This window comes from Thalassomonas sp. RHCl1 (assembly GCF_947387555.1).
GTDB lineage: Bacteria > Pseudomonadota > Gammaproteobacteria > Enterobacterales > Alteromonadaceae > Thalassomonas.
Genome location: NZ_CANDNZ010000007.1, coordinates 128,711 through 149,765 on the forward strand (window position 1 = coordinate 128,711; position 21,055 = coordinate 149,765).

Annotated in this window: 18 protein-coding genes; 8 read left to right on the forward strand and 10 right to left on the reverse strand. The window is 47.5% G+C overall.

Features of this window, described 5'->3' with window-relative positions:
• Window positions 1–3: 3 nt before the first annotated feature.
• Entirely contained in the window at window positions 4–1,167 is a 1,164-nt protein-coding gene (gene fadA, locus QL234_RS19665) for an acetyl-CoA C-acyltransferase FadA (protein WP_281559672.1), read from the forward strand.
• Window positions 1,168–1,506: 339 nt separating this feature from the next.
• Here fadA and QL234_RS19670 read toward each other — a convergent pair whose 3' ends face one another.
• The 3 genes from QL234_RS19670 to QL234_RS19680 all read right to left on the reverse strand — a co-directional run bounded on the left by QL234_RS19670 (window position 1,507) and on the right by QL234_RS19680 (window position 4,624).
• On the reverse strand, window positions 1,507–2,142 hold the full coding sequence (locus QL234_RS19670; protein ID WP_281559485.1) for a PEP-CTERM sorting domain-containing protein: 636 nt from the start codon (window positions 2,140–2,142) through the stop codon (window positions 1,507–1,509).
• 409 nt (window positions 2,143–2,551) lie between these two features.
• Window positions 2,552–3,472, reverse strand: coding sequence for a manganese-dependent inorganic pyrophosphatase (locus tag QL234_RS19675; protein ID WP_281559486.1), 921 nt, complete (start codon window positions 3,470–3,472; stop codon window positions 2,552–2,554).
• Between the two features lie 183 nt (window positions 3,473–3,655).
• Entirely contained in the window at window positions 3,656–4,624 is a 969-nt protein-coding gene (locus QL234_RS19680) for a class 1 fructose-bisphosphatase (RefSeq protein WP_281559487.1), read from the reverse strand.
• Window positions 4,625–4,777: 153 nt separating this feature from the next.
• Between QL234_RS19680 and QL234_RS19685 the strand changes: the two genes are divergently transcribed.
• Window positions 4,778–7,192 carry a zinc-dependent metalloprotease gene (locus tag QL234_RS19685; protein WP_281559488.1) on the forward strand — a complete coding sequence of 805 codons (2,415 nt, stop codon included), beginning with the start codon at window positions 4,778–4,780 and terminating at the stop codon, window positions 7,190–7,192.
• Between the two features lie 138 nt (window positions 7,193–7,330).
• Here QL234_RS19685 and QL234_RS19690 read toward each other — a convergent pair whose 3' ends face one another.
• Window positions 7,331–8,296 carry a DMT family transporter gene (locus QL234_RS19690; protein WP_281559489.1) on the reverse strand — a complete coding sequence of 322 codons (966 nt, stop codon included), beginning with the start codon at window positions 8,294–8,296 and terminating at the stop codon, window positions 7,331–7,333.
• A 25-nt stretch (window positions 8,297–8,321) separates the two neighbouring features.
• Window positions 8,322–8,480, reverse strand: coding sequence for a hypothetical protein (locus QL234_RS19695; RefSeq protein ID WP_281559490.1), 159 nt, complete (start codon window positions 8,478–8,480; stop codon window positions 8,322–8,324).
• 149 nt (window positions 8,481–8,629) lie between these two features.
• Between QL234_RS19695 and QL234_RS19700 the strand changes: the two genes are divergently transcribed.
• Both QL234_RS19700 and elbB read left to right on the forward strand, forming a co-directional pair.
• A complete protein-coding gene (locus QL234_RS19700; protein WP_281559491.1) occupies window positions 8,630–10,072 on the forward strand; it encodes a PLP-dependent aminotransferase family protein in 1,443 nt (480 codons plus the stop codon).
• 85 nt (window positions 10,073–10,157) lie between these two features.
• Complete coding sequence (elbB, locus tag QL234_RS19705) at window positions 10,158–10,811, forward strand: isoprenoid biosynthesis glyoxalase ElbB (RefSeq protein ID WP_281559492.1); 654 nt, start codon at window positions 10,158–10,160, stop codon at window positions 10,809–10,811.
• Window positions 10,812–10,881: 70 nt separating this feature from the next.
• Here elbB and QL234_RS19710 read toward each other — a convergent pair whose 3' ends face one another.
• A complete protein-coding gene (locus tag QL234_RS19710) occupies window positions 10,882–11,049 on the reverse strand; it encodes a hypothetical protein (RefSeq protein WP_160298236.1) in 168 nt (55 codons plus the stop codon).
• 761 nt (window positions 11,050–11,810) lie between these two features.
• On the opposite strand from QL234_RS19710, the gene QL234_RS19715 reads away from it, so the two are divergent.
• On the forward strand, window positions 11,811–12,488 hold the full coding sequence (locus QL234_RS19715) for a DUF3334 family protein (protein ID WP_281559493.1): 678 nt from the start codon (window positions 11,811–11,813) through the stop codon (window positions 12,486–12,488).
• 159 nt (window positions 12,489–12,647) lie between these two features.
• On the opposite strand, the gene QL234_RS19720 is transcribed toward QL234_RS19715, so the two are convergent.
• Window positions 12,648–13,145: a DUF3718 domain-containing protein gene (locus QL234_RS19720; RefSeq protein ID WP_281559494.1), complete on the reverse strand. Its 498-nt coding sequence runs from the start codon at window positions 13,143–13,145 to the stop codon at window positions 12,648–12,650.
• A 374-nt stretch (window positions 13,146–13,519) separates the two neighbouring features.
• Between QL234_RS19720 and QL234_RS19725 the strand changes: the two genes are divergently transcribed.
• Window positions 13,520–13,918, forward strand: a complete 399-nt coding sequence (locus QL234_RS19725) for a VOC family protein (RefSeq protein ID WP_281559495.1) — start codon at window positions 13,520–13,522, stop codon at window positions 13,916–13,918.
• Between the two features lie 70 nt (window positions 13,919–13,988).
• Here QL234_RS19725 and pgi read toward each other — a convergent pair whose 3' ends face one another.
• From pgi to QL234_RS19740, 3 genes are all read right to left on the reverse strand, one after another.
• The gene (gene pgi / locus QL234_RS19730; RefSeq protein ID WP_281559496.1) at window positions 13,989–15,641 is read right to left on the reverse strand and encodes a glucose-6-phosphate isomerase; all 1,653 of its coding nucleotides are present in this window, start codon (window positions 15,639–15,641) and stop codon (window positions 13,989–13,991) included.
• A 95-nt stretch (window positions 15,642–15,736) separates the two neighbouring features.
• Entirely contained in the window at window positions 15,737–16,891 is a 1,155-nt protein-coding gene (locus tag QL234_RS19735) for an AGE family epimerase/isomerase (protein ID WP_281559497.1), read from the reverse strand.
• A gap of 259 nt (window positions 16,892–17,150) precedes the next feature.
• Window positions 17,151–18,143: a LacI family DNA-binding transcriptional regulator gene (locus QL234_RS19740; RefSeq protein WP_044831325.1), complete on the reverse strand. Its 993-nt coding sequence runs from the start codon at window positions 18,141–18,143 to the stop codon at window positions 17,151–17,153.
• Window positions 18,144–18,450: 307 nt separating this feature from the next.
• On the opposite strand from QL234_RS19740, the gene QL234_RS19745 reads away from it, so the two are divergent.
• Window positions 18,451–20,337: a sodium:solute symporter family protein gene (locus QL234_RS19745; protein WP_281559498.1), complete on the forward strand. Its 1,887-nt coding sequence runs from the start codon at window positions 18,451–18,453 to the stop codon at window positions 20,335–20,337.
• 41 nt (window positions 20,338–20,378) lie between these two features.
• Complete coding sequence (locus tag QL234_RS19750) at window positions 20,379–21,014, forward strand: gluconate 2-dehydrogenase subunit 3 family protein (protein ID WP_281559499.1); 636 nt, start codon at window positions 20,379–20,381, stop codon at window positions 21,012–21,014.
• The last annotated feature ends 41 nt before the right edge of the window (window positions 21,015–21,055 follow it).

The following is a 21,055-nucleotide window of genomic DNA, read 5'->3' on the forward strand; positions in this document are numbered from 1 at the left end:
ATGATGAAAGAAGTCGTAATTGTCGATTGCATACGGACTCCTATGGGACGTTCCAAGGCCGGTGTATTTCGTAATATGCGTGCAGAAGCTCTATCTGCACATCTGATGGAGCAAATTCTAAAACGCAACCCGGCATTGGATCCCGCCGAGATTGAAGACGTGATCTGGGGTTGTGTTAAGCAAACTAAAGAGCAGGGTTTTAATATTGCCCGTAATGCCTCTTTACTTGCCGGCCTGCCAAAAAGCATTGGCGGCGTAACGGTGAACCGTTTATGTGGTTCTTCGATGCAGGCGCTGCACGATGCCAGCACCAGCATTATGTCCGGACAGGGCGATGTCTTCCTGATCGGTGGTGTTGAGCACATGGGTCATGTGCCTATGATGTATGATGTCGATTTTGATCCGGCACTGAGCAAGTATATTTCCCGCGCCTCCGGCAACATGGGTTTAACCGCCGAATTGCTTGGCCGTCAGCACGGCATCAGCCGTGAAATGCAGGATGCCTTCGGTGCCCGCTCTCATCAGCGTGCCCATGAAGCCACACTGGCCGGCCGTTGGGACAATGAAATTGTGCCTACCTTAGGACATGATGAAAACGGTGCCCTGATCATGGTTGAGCACGATGAAGTTATCCGCCCGGAAACCACGGTAGATACCTTATCCGGCCTGCGTCCGGTCTTTGACCCGGTAAACGGTACCGTGACTGCGGGTACTTCATCAGCCTTATCTGACGGCGCATCTGCCATGCTGGTAATGTCGGCAGATAAAGCGAAAGAGTTAGGTTTAACTGCCCGCGTTAAAATCCGCGGTATGGGCGTAGCCGGTTGCGATCCTTCTACTATGGGTTACGGCCCGGTTCCAGCGACTAAAAAAGCCTTGAAACGTGCCGGTTTGACTATTGATGATATCGAGTTAGCCGAGTTTAACGAAGCTTTTGCTGCCCAGGCTTTATCTTGTGTCAGAGCACTGGATCTGGAGAGCAAGATGGATGATATGATCAACTTAAACGGGGGCGCCATCGCCCTTGGTCACCCGTTAGGTTGTTCCGGTTCACGTATCTCGGGTACCTTGATTAACCTGATGGAAGGTCAAGATGTCAATATCGGCTTAGCCACTATGTGTATCGGCTTAGGTCAGGGTATTGCTACGGTATTCGAACGGGTTTAACTTTCCGGAAATAACCATGTTAAAGCCCGGCACCGCCGGGCTTTTTTTTGAGTCGGAAAAAGAATTTATGCAAATGCCGGTATCGGCAAGTTTATGCCACATTTCCTAAGAGCTTTGCCGGTTAAGTGGTTAAAGATTGCCGTTCAGGTGAGAAACTAGGAAAGTTAATGACAAGTGATTGTCTCGGTCGGCAGTCGTGGGTGAAAGTGCAACGGAAAAATAATCTGTCGGTATGGAGAGGAAAATGGCAGGGCAGTTAAAGGGCTGCTTCCTTGCAGCAAAGATTTATCGGCTCAGTTGATTTTTATTACCGGGAGTCCAGGTCTTGCGTTGTAAATCTTACTTAGCCTTGCGTTTGCGGGCGAAAGCCAATCCGGATAAACCCAGTAACATTAATATGGCGCTGCCGGGCACTGGTACCGAACTTGGCTGGCTATCCCCGGCGACCAAAAAGAGTCCGTTGTAGTTATGGCTGCCTTGCGCCAGGCCGGGTGTCATATGGCCATAGGCATTGTTATTGATGATAAAGCCGTATGCCTTAGATTGGTTGTTATCATCTAAAAATAATCCGTAGGAATAGCGGAACCCGGTTGTCCCCCAATAACCATATCCCAGGGCGTCGGTCCAGGCCAATGCGGCAGCCGAGCCAACCCCGTCTATGGTATCCATATCGGTATAGTGGTAATAGGTGGAAGGAGCGTCGGGGAAAAAGCTTCTCCAAAGGTTGGTTATTTCTTGCTCCGTTGGCAAGCGCCATCCTTCAAAAATCCCGCCTTGTCCTAACTCTCCTTGTATTGAATCGAAAGTATAGCTTCGGGTTTCGGTAATTTTTAACCATTCCAGTCCTGTGGATGTATCAATAGAAACTTTGTTATCTCCTGCTGTTTGCCAGTCAGAAGTGATAATACCTGCATGGGCCGTTAAAGAGGTTAATGCTAATGTGGTGACAAGGGCAATGTTTTTAAATAAGCGCATAACTTATCCTTCTTGTTGTTATGGGGTAAATTTATTGTTTTATTCTTGTTAGCAATGCTTATGCCAAAGTATTAGCAAACAGATCTACAACAATTATGCCTGGGATGACTTACCGCTTCGTATTGGGAGGTGTTTAAAATATTTAATTATTTTGTAATGAAGAACTATCTCCCGGAGTTTCTGGGACTGACTCAGGGAAAGAGTGCCAATATTGAACTACATTTTTACCGTGATATGCCGAGAATCCTGGGCAGTTAAGGCAAACTCTAATACCCTTGACTGGTATTAAACTGGCGAGTTGGTTGTAAATTAAAGACTGATTATTTAAGCAAATAAAAAGCCCGACACTTAGGCCGGGCAATTATAATAAGCAGGGTGTTGTTCAGCTACTTGTTAATCAAGGTTTTGATTAAGCGAAAGTTTCCTGTAGCGGCGGAACGACCTGCTTTTTACGGCTTAAGAAGCCGTCAATCCAGACTTTACCGTCTATCGTGGCTTTGCCGTAAGCACGCTCGGTTAACGTCTCATCATCGCTGACCACGAGAAGTTCTGAGCCTTCTTTCATGATGTCGGTCAGCAGTAAAATAACGCTGTGGCGCTCGCCTTCGGCTTTTAATGCCGCGATATCCGCTTCAAGCTCGGCTTTCATTTCGTCAAAAACACTCAGGTCGATGACTTCCAGCTGGCCTATGCCTACCAGGTTGCCGTTCATATTGAAATCTTTAAAGTCGCGTAATACCAGGTCGCGTACCGGGGTACCGTCAACGGCCGATTTCACTTTAAACATTTCCATGCCAAGTGCTTTGTAGTCTTCGATACCGGCGATTTCTGCCAGGGCTTCAACACATTTGATATCGGCTGTGGTGCAGGTCGGTGATTTAAAAATCACGGTATCGCTTAAAATGGCACACATCATGGCGCCGGCGATGTTTTTCGGGATTTCTACACCGTGGAAATCATACATCATCTTGATAATGGTATTGGTACAGCCTACCGGGCGGATCCAGCACTCTAACGGGGTAGAAGTGGTGATATCGCCGAGTTTATGGTGATCGATAATGCCTAAAATGGTAGCGTCATCGATATCATCCGGGCCCTGAACGCGATCGGAGTGATCAACAATGTACAGGCTTTCTCCGGCATAGCTGGTTTTCAGCATAGGAGCTTCAAAACCAAATTTATCCAGGATAAAGTTAGTTTCAGGTGACAGCTCGCCTAAACGTGCCGGCACGGTTTCTTTACCTAAGGTGGTTTGCAGGTACGATAAAGCTATCGCAGAACAAATTGAATCAGAATCAGGGATCTTATGTCCCACTACATAATCTGGCATAAAACAGAGCTCTCCTTTAATTGGCGCACATTCTAGCAAAAAATAACTGCCATGCCATAGTAGGAATGAAATAAATTGGCTATTTTATCTGCAACGCTGAACCAAGGGGAGGGAATAGGAAATATGCCCGGATGTCAGCTGTTAGCTAACACCGGGCTAAATAATAGAAATGTCTGGTTATCGCTATTTGTAATAGCCCAGGCAGGCTTCAACTTCTTTTTTCGAGCCTAAAATCACTTCTACCCGCTGGTGTATGCTGGTGGGCTCGATATCCATAATGCGGCCTTCACTGGTCATGCTTAAACCGCCGGCCTGTTCAATCAAAAAGCTCATCGGGTTGGCTTCATACATCAGGCGTAACTTATAGGGTTTTTCGGCGTTACGGTTATCGGCAGGGTAGGTAAAGATGCCGCCGCGGGTTAATACCCGGTGGACGTCGCCGACCATAGCGGCAATCCAGCGCATATTAAAGTTTTTACCACGCGGGCCCTGATCGCCCTTGAGCAGATCAGCAATATAATCCTGCATCGGTGCCTGCCAGAACCTCTGGTTGGACATATTAATGGCAAATTCCTGGGTTTCTTCCGGTATTTGTACATTGCGTTCAACCAGCAAATAACCGCCGTGGGTACGGTCAAGCACATAAAAATGGGTGCCGCTGCCTGTGGTCATTACCAGCATGGTTGACGGGCCGTAAAGCACATAACCGGCACAGACCTGCTTGTTGCCTGCTTGTTTGAATATATCCGGATCATCGGCGGCCATGTCTTTCGGGGCTTCATGGATAGAGAAAATCGTGCCGATCAGGGAGTTGATGTCGATATTAGAGCTGCCGTCGAGCGGGTCGAAAGAGACAATAAAGTGACCGTTTTCATCGCCGGGCACCGAGGTATCTTCTTCCTCTGAAGAGATGGCTTTAACAAAACCGGACTCGAGTAACACATCCTTGATCAGCTGGTTGGCGACCACGTCCAGCTGTTTTTGTACCTCACCCTGGATGTTTTCATCCAAAGTTGATCCCATCAGGCCACCTAAGTGGGCCTGGCTCACCCGAAATGAAATTTCTTTGGTGGCGGCGAGGACGGTTTTGATCAGGGAAATAAGATCTAACGGAACATTATCTTGACGTAAAGCGGGCGCTAGTCGTTGCATAGGGTTACCTAATTGCCTTAAAGTGTATATTGTATATTCTGACGATGTCAGTGAATTATGTATAATACGTTAGCTTGTGAAAATTAATAACGTATCTATTTCGCCAATTATAACAATAGTGTGCTGTTTTTCAGCAAATAATAAGGACAATTGATGAATTTTTTCCGACCTTTAATACTGCTGTTTTTATGCAGTATCCACTCTGCCTATGCCGGGACCAACTTTAGCGATTTTATCAAGGATAAAAGCTATCACCCGGGGTTCTATTCGTTTTACCATGACCAAAGCCAGGGCAAGGTTTACCTGGAAATAAAGGATTTCAATCAGGAGTTCTTATTTCAAAGCAGCCTGCCTCACGGCATAGGTTCCAACGATATCGGCCTGGACCGCGGTCAGCTTGGCGATACCCGGCTGGTGCGCTTTGAGCGCTCCGGCAACAAGGTGTTTTTACGCCAGCTAAATACCTACTACCGCGCCGATTCTGACAATGCCCTGGAAAGGCAGGCGGTGGATGAAGCTTTCGCCACTTCCATCCTCTGGGGGTTTGAACTGGTAAAGCTGGACGATCAAAAGCAGCAAAGCAGTGTTTTCATTGATTACACGCCGTTTTTATTATCAGATATCCATAACCTGGCAACTAGCCTGGATAAAAGCAAGCAGGGCAGCTTTAAAATTGATGGCAGCCGCAGCGGTTTATATCAAAAACGTAGCAAAGCCTTTCCAGAAAATACCGAGTTTGAAGCCATAGTTACCTTTAAAGGCAGTAAAGCCGGTGATTATCTGCGCTCGGTGACTCCGGATGCCAATATCGTCAGCGTGCATATGCACCACTCCTTGATCCAATTGCCAGACACGAATTATCAGACCCGGGAATTTCACCCTTATAGCGGCTATTGGTCCATCGAATATGCCGATTATGCCAGTGCTATAGATGAGCCTCTGCTTAAGCGGGTTATCCCCCGCCACCGCCTCAAGAAGAAAAATCCGAATGCCAAAGTCAGTGAAGCGGTTGAGCCTATTGTTTACTACCTGGATCCCGGGGTGCCGGAGCCGGTACGCTCGGCGTTAATCGACGGCGCTTTATGGTGGGATCAGGCCTTTAGCGCTTTAGGTTATAAAAATGCTTTTCAGATAAAAATCTTACCTGAAGATGCCGATCCCATGGATGTACGTTACAACGTGATCCAGTGGGTGCACAGGGCGACCCGCGGCTGGTCTTATGGCTCAAGCGTTATCGACCCCCGTACCGGTGAGATCCTGAAAGGGCATGTGACTTTGGGCTCGTTGCGGGTCAGGCAGGATTACCTGATTGCTACCGGGTTAACTTCTCCCTATAAAAGCCGTAGTGCCGATACCACTAAAATGAAAGAAATGGCGCTGGCCCGCATTCGTCAGCTGTCCGCCCATGAAGTTGGCCACACACTCGGTATCGCCCATAACTTTGCCGCCAGCACCAATAACCGGGCCTCGGTGATGGATTACCCGCACCCGGATATCAAGCTTAAAGGGGGTAAAGTCGATTTAAGTCAGGCTTACGCCACCGATATCGGCGAATGGGATAAATATGTGATTGCCTATGGTTATGGCGATCAAACTAGCCAGCAGCGGCAACAGCTGATTAAACAAGTGCAGAATCGCGGGCTGAAATACAGCTCAGATCCCGATGCCAGGCCGGTATCCGGCGGGCAGCTTGCTGGCCATTTATGGGATAACGGTAAAGATGCCGTCAGCGGTTTTGACCAGGTAGTAAAGGTCAGGAAAAAAGCCCTGGCAGATTTTGGTATCAATTCTCTGGCCTATGACCGTCCGCTTTCCGAGTTGGAGCAGGTTTTGGTGCCAATTTATAATTATCACAGGTATCAGCTTGAAGCCGTGGTGAAACTCATTGCCGGTGTCGATTATTTCTATGAAACCCGGGATGATGACGCCATAAAAGGAGTATCGAATATCAGCGGCAAGCAGCAACAGGCGGCATTAACGGCGCTGTTGTCCACCCTCAGCAGCGACTTTTTAACTTTGCCGGAAGATATTTTGGCGTTGATCCCGCCCAAAGCCTACGGCTATAAAAGGAACCGTGAAAGCTTCAGTGCCAATACCGGATTAACTTTTGATGCGGTCAGTGCTGCACAAGCCAGCGCCAAACACAGCATCGGTTTGCTGTTAAATGCCGAGCGTCTGGCCAGATTGCAACAGCAAGCGGCATTGGATAGTGATATTCCCGGGGTAAGCGCTGTGATAAAGCAGCTGGTGGCCAGTACCTTAGGGGCACAGGTAAAACCCGGCTTGGCTAAACTGGTGCAGCAAAGGGTAAACCAACAGGTGGTCGATCAACTGCTGCTGCTTTGGCTTAAAAAAGAGCTGGTACCTGAAGTGCGTGCTGATATCTACGCCGCTCTGCTGAAGTTGCAGGGCTGGCTCAATGCTAAGGTGAAAGGCGGGATGGATAAACCGCTTGCCGGCCATTATCAGTTATTGGCACAACAAATTGACTTTGGTTTAAGTAAAGGCAAGCAAGTGGTGATGCCTTCCGAGATCAAAATGGCGCCGGGGTCACCGATAGGAAACTAGGTTGGCGCGATAGCCAATAATAAAAAACGGCATGGGGGGGAAGGAAATCCCATGCCGTGGTGCAGCGAGCACTCAAATAATTATTGAACCAGAAAGCGTTAATTAAAAGCTTAACTGCAAAGTTTTTTCCTCTGCCGGCTAAGCTTTAGCCGGTGTCATTTCTTCTTCTGTTATTTCCTCCGGTGATATTTGCTGCTGATGGCTTTTGCTGTCGGCTTTATCTTTTGCGTCTTGTTTGGAAGGCGACAATACCACGAGATTTCCCAGCATAATGCAGATAAAACCTGTGACTGTGGTCAGATCCCAGACAAAACCTTCAACAAAGGTTGAGATCACAACGGCAACCGCGGGAAACATCACGGTAGCATAGGAGGCCTTGTGGGCGCCGATGCGTCCAAGCAAGGTCAGGTAACAGCCAAAGGCGATCACCGAGCCAAAAATGGACAAATAAAGCAGCGAACTGACATAAGGCAAAGTCAGGGAAAAGTTAAATTCAACCCCGCGCACTAAGGCCAGCACCGCCATAAACGCAGTACCGTAGGCCATGCCCCAGGCATTGGTTTGCATTACCGGCAACTTCATTTGCTGATTTTTTATCGACAGCATATTACCGCTGGAAGCGAACACAGTACCGATCAGACACAGGGATAGACCCAGTAAAGTGTCGGCGCCGATATCAATGTCGTTAATCTGCGGCCAGAATAGGGTGATTATGCCGAACAGGCCGAGGGCGGCACCATAATAGACCTGTTTGGTGATCTTGGTTTTATACCATAACCTGGCGTTGAGGATATTGATGATCATCATGGTGGAAAAACCGATGCAGGTCAGCGCCGAGTTAATATGCTGCTGGGCCAGATATAAAAAGTAATAGTTGACGCCAAACAGACAAAGGCCAAAGATCATTAGCTGGGCATGATGGCGCAACTTAAAAGCCAAAGATAAATTCTTTAGCCGGCAAAACAAAAACAGTACCAGTGCTGCCAGACCGAAGCGGTAGACCAGGGAGGCTTCCGGGGCAACTTCCCCTAACTGGTAGTTGATGGCGATCCAGGTGGAACCCCAGATCAGCACAGTTAACATATATAAAACTGTATTATTCATTATCATCACCTTTTCTCACAGTTTTCTAGCAACAAGGGGAGCAGCAGGCTTGCTGCTCCGGTTTCGCTGTAATTTGCAGGGACTGGGTTTCTTGAGCCGCCAAACCATTGAACAGGGCGGTTTTAATGAGCAATTCAAAGGCAAGCGCGGCGGTTTTTTTGATAGCAGTAACAATATTCATCATGATCTCCTGTTTTAGGTTTAGCGGGGCGGGCCAGGTATCTGTCCCGGGTTAAGCAATTTCCAGCCAAGGTGTTGCTGGTGGATAGACAGTTTACCGATGTTTTGTTTTAATAACATATACAGAAAATTGAAAATGTAACCTATACAGTTATGCGTTTACTGAACAGATCCTCATCGGAATTTTTATACCAGCAAGTGATCGACTTTATCGAAAAGCAGCAAGAGTCAGGGATATTACGCCCGGGAGACAAGCTGCCAAGTTTGCGAAAACTCAGCAGTCAGCTGGAAATCAGTGTGCCGACGGTGAAACAGGCCTATGTTGAACTTGAGCGCCAGGGCAGTATATGTGCCAGACCCCAGTCCGGTTATTACCTGCAGGCACAACAGGCGCGTAAACTGATGCCGATGCGGGCGAAATGGGCCTGCTGCGATCCGGTGGAAATAGAATGCCGCAGCCTGATTGAACAGGTGCATGAAGCCATTCATTTACCCGATACCGTGGCGTTGGGTATTTCCAACCCGGTGAACAGCCATCCGCCGGATAAAGCCCTGGCGAGGTTAATGCGTGCGGTGATCAGTAAAGTGGCGGAAAAAGCCGTCAGCTACGGCCCGATCAACGGCGATCCCAAGTTGCGGATGCAGCTGGGCTTTCGCTACCAGGATCTTGGCGTGGATGTTAATCATGAAGATATCGTGATCACCAACGGCGCCCAGGAGGCCCTGGCCATTGCCTTGCAGTGTGTGGCGGAAAAAGGCGATGTCATCGCCATAGAGTCTCCCTGTTTTTTTGGCATGATCGAGCTGATCGAAAGCTTAGGTATGAAAGCACTGGAGGTATACACCTGCACCGAACAGGGTATTTGTCCCGATGAACTGGCCAGGGTGATCAAGCAGTATCCGGTCAAGGCCTGTTTGTTTTCTACCGCCATCAATAACCCTTTAGGCTCTTTTATGCCGGATGAGCGCCGCCAGGCGATAGTGAATTTGCTGGAGCAGCAGGACATCCCCCTGATCGAAGATGATGTCTACAGCGAACTCTATTTTGGCGAGCAAAGGCCGAAACCGGCGCAGTTATATTCGGAAAAGGGCCTGGTGATCACTTGCTCTTCTTTTTCGAAAACCGCTGCCCCGGGCTACCGCATCGGCTGGTTGGTGCCGGGCAAATTTGCCGAGCAGGCGAAAAGGATCAAGCGGGCGCAATCCTGCTCGACCCCTATGCTGCAGCAATGGACATTAAACGAGTACCTGATGAGCGGCGAATACGACCGACATTTAACCGTGCTCAGGAAAAAACTCAGCTATAACTGTGAGCGTATGCGGGCCCTGATTGCCGCCCATTTCCCCAATGATATCTGTATATCCAAGCCCCAGGGGGGCAGTGTGCTTTGGGTCAGATGCCGCTCTTATGTCAATACCGAAGATTTTTTCCGCCAGGCTATCGCCCGGGGGGTAAGCTTTGCCCCCGGCAGCATCTTCTCCCCTTCGGGTAAATACCATAATTATATGCGTATCAGTTACGGGGTGCAGTGGTGTGAGCGCATCGAACAGGCGATAACGGTTTTAGGGGAGCTGATACACGACGCGGCCAAGTAAAACCGGCGCATGAATTTACATGAAACTTGTACTTAACTGGGCTAAAATTCCGTCCAGAGCAAAATATGTGATATAGGGAATAACAATGAAAAAAATTGCAGTGATCTTAAGTGGTTGTGGTGTTTTCGACGGCAGTGAAATACATGAAGCCGTACTCACACTGTTAGCGATAAATCAACAGGGGGCACAATATACTTGCTTTGCCCCTAATGTTAATCAGCATCATGTGATCAACCATTTAACCGGTGAAGTCAGTCAGGATGAAACCCGCAATGTACTGGTGGAATCGGCGCGTATCGCCCGCGGTGAAGTGGCGGATATTAATACCCTGAAAGTTGATGACTTCGATGCCCTGATTTTACCCGGCGGTTTTGGTGCGGCGAAGAATTTGTCGGATTTTGCCTTTAACGGTGATAAGTGTCAGCTGCACGCTGATGTGTTAACTGCCTGTCAGGCCTTTGCTAAAGCGAATAAAGCGGCGGGTTATATTTGTATCGCTCCGGCAATGATCCCTCTGGTATATGGCAAAGGGGTTAAAATGACCATAGGCACGGACACTGAAACCGCGGCGGCTGTTTCAGCAATGGGAGCAGAGCACCTTGATTGCCCGGTTGATGATATTGTTATCGATAAAGAGCACAAGCTGGTTTCTACCCCGGCATATATGCTGGCCAATAATATGGTAGAAGCGGCATCGGGAATTAACCTGCTGGTAAAAGAAGTGCTGGCGATGGCTTAGCCTGTATAAGGGGGATAGCTTCCCCCTTTATACTACCGGCTTTTAGGGAGGCGGTTAATAAGTGTATCCGTTATAGAATAAAGCAGTACTTACGACCACTGCGATATTCACAGTAACATTCATGTGGGTTTTCTGCGCAGTATCTTTGTTCCCATTGACCTGGTGATACATAAGCAAATGATGCCAGGCTAACACCCATACCCATAGCGGCTAATGCCAGTACTATTTTCTTTTTCATAGATCTTCCTTAATTTTGCCCTTAAATCCGGGCTTTAGTTATTATTTTAATTATCTCTGCAAGCGAACTTGCCGAAATAATATTACACAGGTAACAAAATGTTTCAATGGATTTGTTATTTATTTGTTACTTGTTTGTTTTTTTAGCTTTAATGTTTTGTTTGTGCTGGTAGATCTTCAGGCGGGGTGGGTTTGTATTGATAAGAGTTTGTCAAAAAAGGGGGGATACTCCCCCCTAACTATCTGGTTATAAAGAGTATGTTGCTAATAGGGAGTGCAAACATAATTTTCCAGTACATATGTGCAATAGCATTCATCAGGGTACATGTCACAGAAACTGTTGCCTGCCACTGCATTAACCGATGTTGCCAGTCCTAAACCCATGCCGATAGAGGCGAGTGCTACTATTATTTTTTTTCTCATAGTTCTTCCTTAATATGTCCAGAATACTTGGACAACAGTTATTGTCCTAAAGGTCTGTGCAAGTTAACTTGCCGGTTAAATATTGCACATGAAATAAAGTGTTTCAATGTGTTTGTTGAATTATTGTTTGTTTTCTGTTTATTTGTTGTTTGTTTTTTGTTGTCTTTGATAGAGCTGAGCTGCTGGTTATGGCCACTGACCGTTATCTATTTTTGCAAGATCTGACTTCCGTACAAGGCTTTCGCTTCGGGGAACAGGAAATATTGGTTGATTAAACCTTGAGTTGCTCCCGTTCTGCTATAGTTACATGAGGTTAGATAAACGCAGGAAATCAACGGAGTGAAAAAAAATAAATCGATCACCACCGATGATGTTCTTATTAATTTATGTCAATCGGTTACCGAAGTCTTATCCAAGGCCAGCGGCAATAAAATTACCTATTCCGCTATGGTACAAAAAATAACTTGTACTTGTTTACGTCCCGATATCGGCAGTTTTGTATTATTTGACGGTGGTTTCAACGGCATTGTGGTTATTAATTTAACCTCTATTGCGGCGCTGGAAATATATCAGGATTATATGCGCAACATGGGTATGCCGGAGGAAGAAATCTCCCAGTCGCATTTGGCGGATGATGTCGCCAATGTCATGGGGGAGCTGATGAACCAGATAGTAGGTGACTTTACCTTTAAGGTAAGGGAGCGTTTACAAACTTCTATCACCCAAAGTCAGCCGAAAATGATGGCGATCAGCAAACTGGTGCAGATATCCGTCGATACCGCGATGGACAGGCCGCAAATGCGCCGGGTGACTTTTACCACAAAAAATCACAATATTTTTTATCTTGAGTTTGCTATGGACAGGACAGAATTCATTCAACTGCATGAATTTGAAAGTGCCGACAGCATAGACCCGGATAAAGTCATGGAAGAGTCACTGGCAGAAACGCAGGAAGATACCGGCGGAGGTGATTCAGATGAAGCGGATGATGATTTCCTCGCCGAACTGGGGTTATAAAGTCATGTGCTTTCTTGGATGAAGGCGTCTGTTTGCACCAGGACATTTTTAAAGTGCTTACCAACAAAAAACCGCCAGAATATTGCTATTCTGGCGGTTTCCTATTTAAGGTGCTGTAGCTGTTATTATTGTTTTATTTGAAAGCTTAACTAGCAGTAATTAGATATATTTTTGTAGCTGGTTGGCGGCTTGCTCGCTGCCGTACTGACGAACAAAGTCATCAACCGATTGCTGGTTACAGCTGCTGAACTGGGCAAAACGCTTAACGCTCATACCTTGTGCACGTACTGCACGCTTTAATTTAGCCAGGTCACCTGAGGCGGCAATAACACATAATTGCGCGTCTTTGTTGGCATGGCCGGCAGTTAAAGCAAAGTTGTTTTCGGTAACAACAGCGTTTTCTTTTACTGTTTTGTTGGTGAATTTACTTGCAAACTTAGAGATATCCTGGCCGTTACATTTGATTTGCTTATCCAACGTCTTTTGGCTGATACCCGACATTTCGGCGATTTCTTTTAAGCTTAATACCCCGGTAGCTGCTTCCATGCATAATTGAGATTCACTGCTGGCGTTTTTCGTCACAAATTGAAGTTGTTTTGCAGCGGCATTGTGTGCAAAGAAAAGAAAGGATAGTGCAACAATAATAACATTTTTCATTAGCTTACCTACATCATTAGCATGAATAGAAATATTTTTAAAAGCGCATTAACACTGGGCTGCAGGGCAGTTAAACAGGTGTTTCACGCTTTAGTTGCGGCGCATGATATAGTATTTTTTCCAAGAAGCAAGCGATCGAAATCAAAGTTTTCGTCGATTGTTTTTTGAACAAATAAAAACCTTTGTATATACAAGTTGTTGCCATCAATTCATGTGAAAGATTTTTTTTATTTATTTTTTTTGTTTTGGGAAAATACCGGTGTTAATTCTGTATCGGGCTAAGATCTTCGGATAAAATTAGCCATTTACCGGCTTTTAATGCTGGTAAATCTTATATGAGTTATCCATCTGCGGCTGTAATTAAGGAGAAAAGCGTGAAACAATCCATTGGCCATATAACCCTGGTCGTTCATGACTACGATGAAGCGATAGCCTTCTATACAAAAAAACTTAATTTTGAACTGCTTGAAGATAGCTACCAGCCGGAGCAGGACAAGCGTTGGGTGCTGATCGCACCGCCGGGTTCAAATGGCGTATCTTTATTATTGGCCAAGGCTTCCAATCCTGAGCAGCAGGCCAGTGTCGGTAACCAGACAGGGGGCCGGGTATTCTTGTTTCTTAATACCGATGATTTCTGGCGTGATTATAATCAGATGACAGAGCGAGGTATTGAATTTGTCCGCGAGCCGGTGGAGCAGGAGTACGGCACTGTGGCGGTATTTGCCGATCTTTACGGGAACTTATGGGATCTGATCCAGCGTAAAGCTGGATAGCTGGTTTCCTGGTTTTTCTGGGGGAAAATTATAGAAAGGCCGAAAACCGGCCTTTCAGATTTACCGGATATTAACTCGAAGCGGCTTTTATGCTTTTATAAAAGCTGATCAGCTCTGCGGTAGAGCTGTCATGATCACCCTTTAAGCCACCCTCGGTCAGCTCCTGTTGTATCTTATTGGCCAGGCCCTTGCCCAGCTCAACCCCCCACTGGTCAAAAGAGCAGATTTGCAAAATGATCCCCTGGACAAAGATTTTATGCTCATAGAGGGCGATCAATGAACCCAGCGTTTTTGGGGTAATACGTTTCATCAAAATGGTATTGGTGGGGCGGTTGCCTTTATGCACCTTATGGGGGGCAACCTTGTCGATATAATCTTCCTGGCGGCCACTGGCTTTTAAGTCTGCCCGTACCTGGGCTTCGTCTACCCCGCACATCAATGCCTGGGTTTGGGCAAAGAAGTTGGCCATCAGGGTTTCATGGTGTCCTTTCACCGGTGTTACGCTTTCTACTGAGCCGATAAAATCTGCCGGTACCACGTTGTTGCTTTGGTGCAGGTATTGGTAAAAGGCGTGTTGACCGTTAATGCCCAACTCTCCCCAAATTGACGGTACTGTGGGATAATCTACCGGCTCCCCGTGCCAGCTAACCGATTTGCCGTTACTTTCCATTTCCGCCTGTTGCAGGTAGGCACTGAGCATATGCAATGATTGATCATAAGGTAAGATCGCCTGCGATTGCGCCCCCAAAAAGGTACAGTTCCAGACACTGAGCAGCGCCAGGATCACCGGGGCATTTTCTGCCAACGGCGCTTGCCTGAAATGTTCATCCATCTCATAAGCCCCTTCAAGCAGCTCAACAAACTTTGCAAACCCCAGATCCAGGGCAACAGGCAAGCCTATGGCTGACCACAGGGAAAACCGGCCGCCGACCCAGTCCCACATATCAAAAATATTGTCTTGCTCTATGCCAAATTCCCTGGCATTGCTTTTATTGGCGGTTACCGCGACAAAATGTTTGGCGATGGCCTGTTCATCAAATGAAGAAGACACCAGCCATTTCACTGCGGTGCTGGCATTGGTCATGGTTTCTGTGGTGGTAAAGGTTTTGCTGGAAACAATAAACAACACCTTTTCCGGGTTTAACGGCCTTAATACCTCGGCGATTTGTGCGCCGTCAACGTTGGAAACATAATGCACCTTGATGCTGTTATCACTGTATTGTTTCAGTGCTTCGGTGACGGTTTGCGGTCCCAGGTTGGAGCCGCCGACACCGATATTCACCACATCTGTGATGCGTTTTCCTGAATATCCCAGCCAGTGTCCCTGGCGGACTTTTTTGGTGAAAGTTTTTATTTTTTCCAGGGTTTGCTCCACCTGGGCGCTGATGTTTTCACCGTTAACATAAACCGGGGTCTGGTTGCGATTACGTAATGCCGTGTGTAAAACCGCCCTGTTTTCGGTGCGGTTAATGGCTTCTCCGGCGAACATTTTCTCCCGCCAGCCGCTGACATCACAGTCCTTTGCCAGGGCGAACAGTTTTTCCATGGTATGCTCAGTTACCAGGTTTTTCGAATAATCCAGCAGCAGGGCAGGCAGCTGGATAGAGAACTTGTTAAAGCGTTGTTTGTCCTGGTTAAACAAGTCATTCATATGGGCTTGTTTCATTTGCCCGGCATGGTCGGATAAAGCCTGCCAGCTGGCAAGCGAGGTTCTGGCTGTCATGGGGATCCCCGGTTAAATATAAAGTGATTCTGGCTGAATAGGGTTTACCGACTCCCGGCATAACCGGGAGTCAGCACTTTTTGGTGCTGTGAAGGTTAATGCTCTCGGCAATAGTTCACGGCCTCTACCGTAGCGCACATAATATGGTACAGGGTGCTGGCGGGGGCGTGCTCTGCCATGGGACGGTTGTTTGCGTCCAGTTGGTCAATATAGGAACCGGTTACATTTTTTGACAAATAAAATTCAAATAATAATTCTATTGCTTCTGCTGCCAGGACTTCCGCCTGTTTATCACCGGCTTTGGCCTGCGCCAGGCTGGCCTTGATAAATTCCGTGACCGGCCAGCAGCGTTTAGTCGCACTTAGTATTTCCCCGTGTTGGCCGATTTCATCAAAGATCAACCCTGAGCCCGGTTCCCTGCCAAAGCTGAGAGCTTTTTGATACAGGGCATCGCAGTAGTGGCTTACCGGGGTGCCGGTCAGGGCATGATATTCACGTAATAGCCAGATCCATTCAAACATATGTCCCGGCTCTACCACCTGGCCTTGCGCTTGGCTAAAGGGCTGCCAGTCATGGTGGAAGTATTCTAAAATTACCTGGTTTTTACCATCGTAAAAGACCGTTTCAAACAGGGTGAATATTTCCCCGGCGCGGGCCAGCCATTTGCCTTCCCCAGTGGCTTTATAACAGGCGATAAAGGCTTCAAACAGGTGCATATGGGGATTCTGCCGCCGCTTGTCGCTGGCATAATTGCCTTCCATCCAGCCCCCGGGGTCTTTTTTAAACTCCAGATCCACCAGGGCTAGCAACTGGTTAAGCTGGTGCAGGGCATGCAAATCGCCAAAGGCCTGGTAGCGATAGGCGCAGGCAAGAATAAAAAAGGCAAAATCATAGGCATCGAGTTTATCATCCAGAATCTCGCCCTTACTGGACAATAAATGGGCGTAACCCGCCTGATATTGCTCCAGCCGGGCGCTGTTATCCAGGTAGTTCACGATATCGGCTATTACGGGTAACCCCTGCTCGAACCAGCCCTGCTGGGCAGCAACTGAAAAAACATAGATTTGCCTGGCCTGCACCCGGGTTCTGTTATTGGCGCTTAAGTCAGGCTGGCCATCGGGTAACAAGCGCTCGAATACTGCACCGTTATTCGGGTTGATGCCCCGGGTAGACCATAACGGCAGTGCCTGTTGCTGCATCCAGAGTTCAAGTTTTTTACTGGCGTCGACTAATCTGTTTGATATTGTCATAGGGTTTTTAATCCCGGCGGGATGAGCGCCGCAATGTCTAAAATGATAAGATAAAACCAAATGTAACCCGTTACATTTTTGTTTGCAATACCTGCAAAATAAAAAGTGTACTTGTATCTGGTTGAGCTACTGGCTTGAACTATTGCTTTCAGCTGTTGGGGATAGGGGAGATGTGAGCGGGAAAGTTATTTCAGGTAGAAAGTTATCTCAGGCAAAGGCTGGTAGCTGACACTACCTGCCTTTGCTTTATTGCCAAAAGTTAGCTGCGTGGCGGCGCCGTGCTCTGGCGTATGATAAATTCCACCGGCAACACATATTCATTTTGCGAACTGGTTTCGCCATCGATCAGCTGGAACAGCAATTCCGCCGATTTTTCGCCGAGCTTCTCGGCGGGCTGGGCAACCGTGGTCAGCGGTGGATCACTGTATTTGGAAAACTCCAGATCGTCGAAGCCGGCAATGGAGATATCTTCCGGTATTTTCAAGCCCTTTGCTTTCAGGCCTTTCATCGCCCCTATGGCCATTTCGTCATTCATGCTGAAAATGGCGGTCGGCCTGTCGGTCATGCGGATAAAATGTTCGCTGGCGTTAAGCCCGGACCATAAGGTGAAATCTCCCTCCGCCACTAAGGCTGGGTCAAATTCGATCCCCGCCTGCGCCAGTGCCTGCTTATAGCCCTTCAACCTGTCTATCGTATGAGGATTGTCCGTCAGGCCGGAAATCAGGCCGATTTTTTTATGTCCCAGGGAAATCAGGTGTTCGGTTACCTGGCGGGCGGCATCGGCATTGTCAATGCGCACCGCCGGGTAGGGGGTGTCTTCACAACCACAGGCATTGACCGCGGTGACAAACTTTTTCGGCAACATGCTGTTTTTGCTGTAGGGGCGTAGCTGAATAACACCGTCTGCCTGTTTGGTTTCTACCAGGTTAATGAAGCTTTTTTCCCGCTCGGAAGAATCCCGGGTATCCCCCAGTAATACGTTAAACCCTTTGCTTTGGGCGACATTTTCGATGCCGCTGATCACAGTGGAAAAAAACAAGTTGGCGATATCCGGTACCAGGATCACTATGGTATTGGCCTGCTTGTTGCGAAACTGCTGCGACAGCATATTGGGCCGGTATTGTAATTTCTCTATGGCGGCATGAATACGCTTCAGGCTGGCTTTTGATACTTTCTCAGGGTTACTCAGCGCCCTGGAAACCGTTGCAGTAGAGCATCCTACTTCTTTTGCAACATCTCTTATTGTTGACATGGGGAGTCCGGTCTTATGCTAGGTGATGATAGATAAAGGGTTACCGGTTACAGATGTACCATAGATGCGCGAATTCTTTCAAGTACTTAGTGCTGTTTTTCGCTATTTTGCCCGCTTATTTTACTTGGCTTTGATAATTATCCTTAAGTTCAGTCACTTGGCAAAAGCTAAAACAACATTTGTAACCGGTTACAAAAAGTGCTTGTTTGCATTGCCTGAACGGGTTAAGGTGATTGTATGTTGAATATGCCTGGTGCCATTTTGCAGCAGCATAAAGCCCGGTTAATAATTATAAGAAGTGAAAGCTATGAATTTGTCACCCTTAGATATAGGCATCATCGCCTTATACATATTAGTTTCTCTCGGTATAGGTTTCTGGATTTCCAGCCGGGCGTCTAAAAATATCAAAGGGTATTTCCTCGGCGGCAACGAACTCCCCTGGTATTACCTGGGGTTATCGAATGCCTCCGGCATGTTTGATATCAGCGGCACCATGTGGATGGTATACCTGCTCTTTATCTACGGTTTAAAAAGTATTTTCATCCCCTGGTTATGGCCGGCCTTTAACCAGATTTTCCTGATGGTGTTTTTATCTATCTGGCTGCGCCGCTCCGGGGTGATGACGGGCGCCGAATGGATCACCTTCCGCTTTGGTGAAAACCTGGGGGCCAGGCTCAGTCATATTATCGTGGTGGTGTTTGCACTGTTGGGCGTGCTGGGATTCCTGGCCTATGGCTTTGTCGGCGCCGGTAAGTTTGCGGTAGCCTTTTTACCCTGGCAGTTATCGGCGGATCCCCATACCAATGAAATTTTCTATGGCCTGATCATTACCTTTATTACCACTATCTATGTGGTCAAGGGGGGCATGTTCAGTGTCGTTATTACCGAAGTGGTGCAGTTTGTGATCATGACCCTGGCCAGTATCGCCATAGGCGTGATTGCCATGATGCAGGTTTCTCCCGAAATGCTGGCTAAGGTGACTCCCGATGGCTGGGACAGCATATTATTCTCCTGGACCTTAGATCTCGATTGGTCCGGCATACTGGCGTCCGCCAATGATAAAATTATCGAAGACGGCTGGTCGCTGTTTTCCGTGTTCTTTATGCTGGTGCTGTTTAAAGGTTTCCTGCAAAGCCTGGCAGGGCCTGCGCCAAACTTTGATATGCAAAGGGTGCTGTCGGCAAAAAGCCCCACAGATGCCGCGAAAATGAGCTGGATAGTGAACCTGGTGCTGTTATTTCCCCGCTATATGATGATCACCGGCCTGGCCATGCTTGCCCTGGTGTTCTTTATGGGGGATCTCAGGGCCATGGGCAGTGATGTCGACTTTGAACAAATTCTACCGTTTGCCCTGTTGAACTATGTGCCTTCCGGCTTGTTGGGATTAATGATCGCCGGCTTGCTGGCCACCTTTATGTCGACCTTCGCCGCCACCACCAATGCCGCCCCGGCCTATGTGGTCAATGATATCTATAAAAAATATATTAACCCCAATGCCGCGGATAAAACTTATGTTTACCTCAGTTATATCGTGTCCATCTTTTTTGTAGTGGCGGGTACCTGCATAGGTTTATTTGTACCGTCATTAAACGAGGCTATTTTATGGATAGTGTCGGCGCTTTACGGCGGTTATACCGCGGCAAATATGCTGAAATGGTACTGGTGGCGCTTTAATGGTTTCGGTTATTTCTACGGCATGTTAACCGGTATTGTTGGCGCATTTTTGATGATGTTTACCACGTTATCGCCTTTATATGGTTTCCCTGTGCTGTTTGCTATGTGCCTGGCGGGCAGCATAGCCGGTACCTTATTGACTAAGGCGGATGATATGGAAGTGCTGAAACGTTTTTATCTGAAAACCCGTCCTTGGGGTTTTTGGCAGCCGGTGCTGGATGAGATCCGCAAAACTCATCCGGAAGTACAGCCGAACCGGGAATTTAAGCGGGATATGTCAAATGTGATCATAGGCATTATCTGGCACTCGGCCCTGACGGCAGCACCGATATTTATGGTGATCCAGCAATGGCAATATTTCGGTTATGCCCTGGTAACTATTGCCGTAACCTCCTGGTATTTAAAAATAAACTGGTGGGACAAGATGCGGGACTATCCCAGTGATATGGCAGAAGAGGAAAACCAGGAGTTAACACAGGGCTCGATGCAGGGCATCAAGCAGGCTAAGGCCACAAGCTGAATACCGAGTAACAACAAGGGCTAATGATGAAGGAAAAAGTGATGGACAATTCTTCGGATCAGGTAACAGATAAGTTAACAGCAACCGAAACGCTTAGTCAGGTGGATACATCCCGCCGCCGGGCCATGAAACAGCTAACGGCCCTGTTTGGCGGTGCGCTTTCCATGAGTTCGATTTCACTGGCGGTACAGGGGTATCAAGCGCAAAAAGATATCCCGGGCCGGACCGGGAAAATACTTAATCAACAGCAGTTAAACCTGCTGCGTATTTTAGTGGGGCTGATTATTCCGGCGACAGAGACACCCTCGGCATCCGATGTCGATGTCCATGGTTTTATCGATAACCAGCTGGCTTTTTGCTTTAGCAAAGAAGAGCAGCTGGCCTTTATCCGCGGACTGGAAAAACTGGAAAGCACTGCCGTTAAACAACTGGGACAAGCTTTTGCCAAATGCCATCAGGCGCAGCAAGTTGATTTGCTTAATAACCTGGAAGATGCCAGCGGCGATTTTGATAACCAGGATAAAGATTTCTTTTACCGCACTAAATCACTGACCTTACTGGGGTATTACACCTCGGAAGTGGGGGCTACCCGGGAATTGGCTTATCTGCCTATTCCGGGCGGCTACCGGGGCGATGTGCCCTTTGCCGAAGTAGGCAAGGCCTGGGCGCTTAACTAATAAAGAGTTAATAAATAGCTGATCAAAAGCCAGGAAAAAAT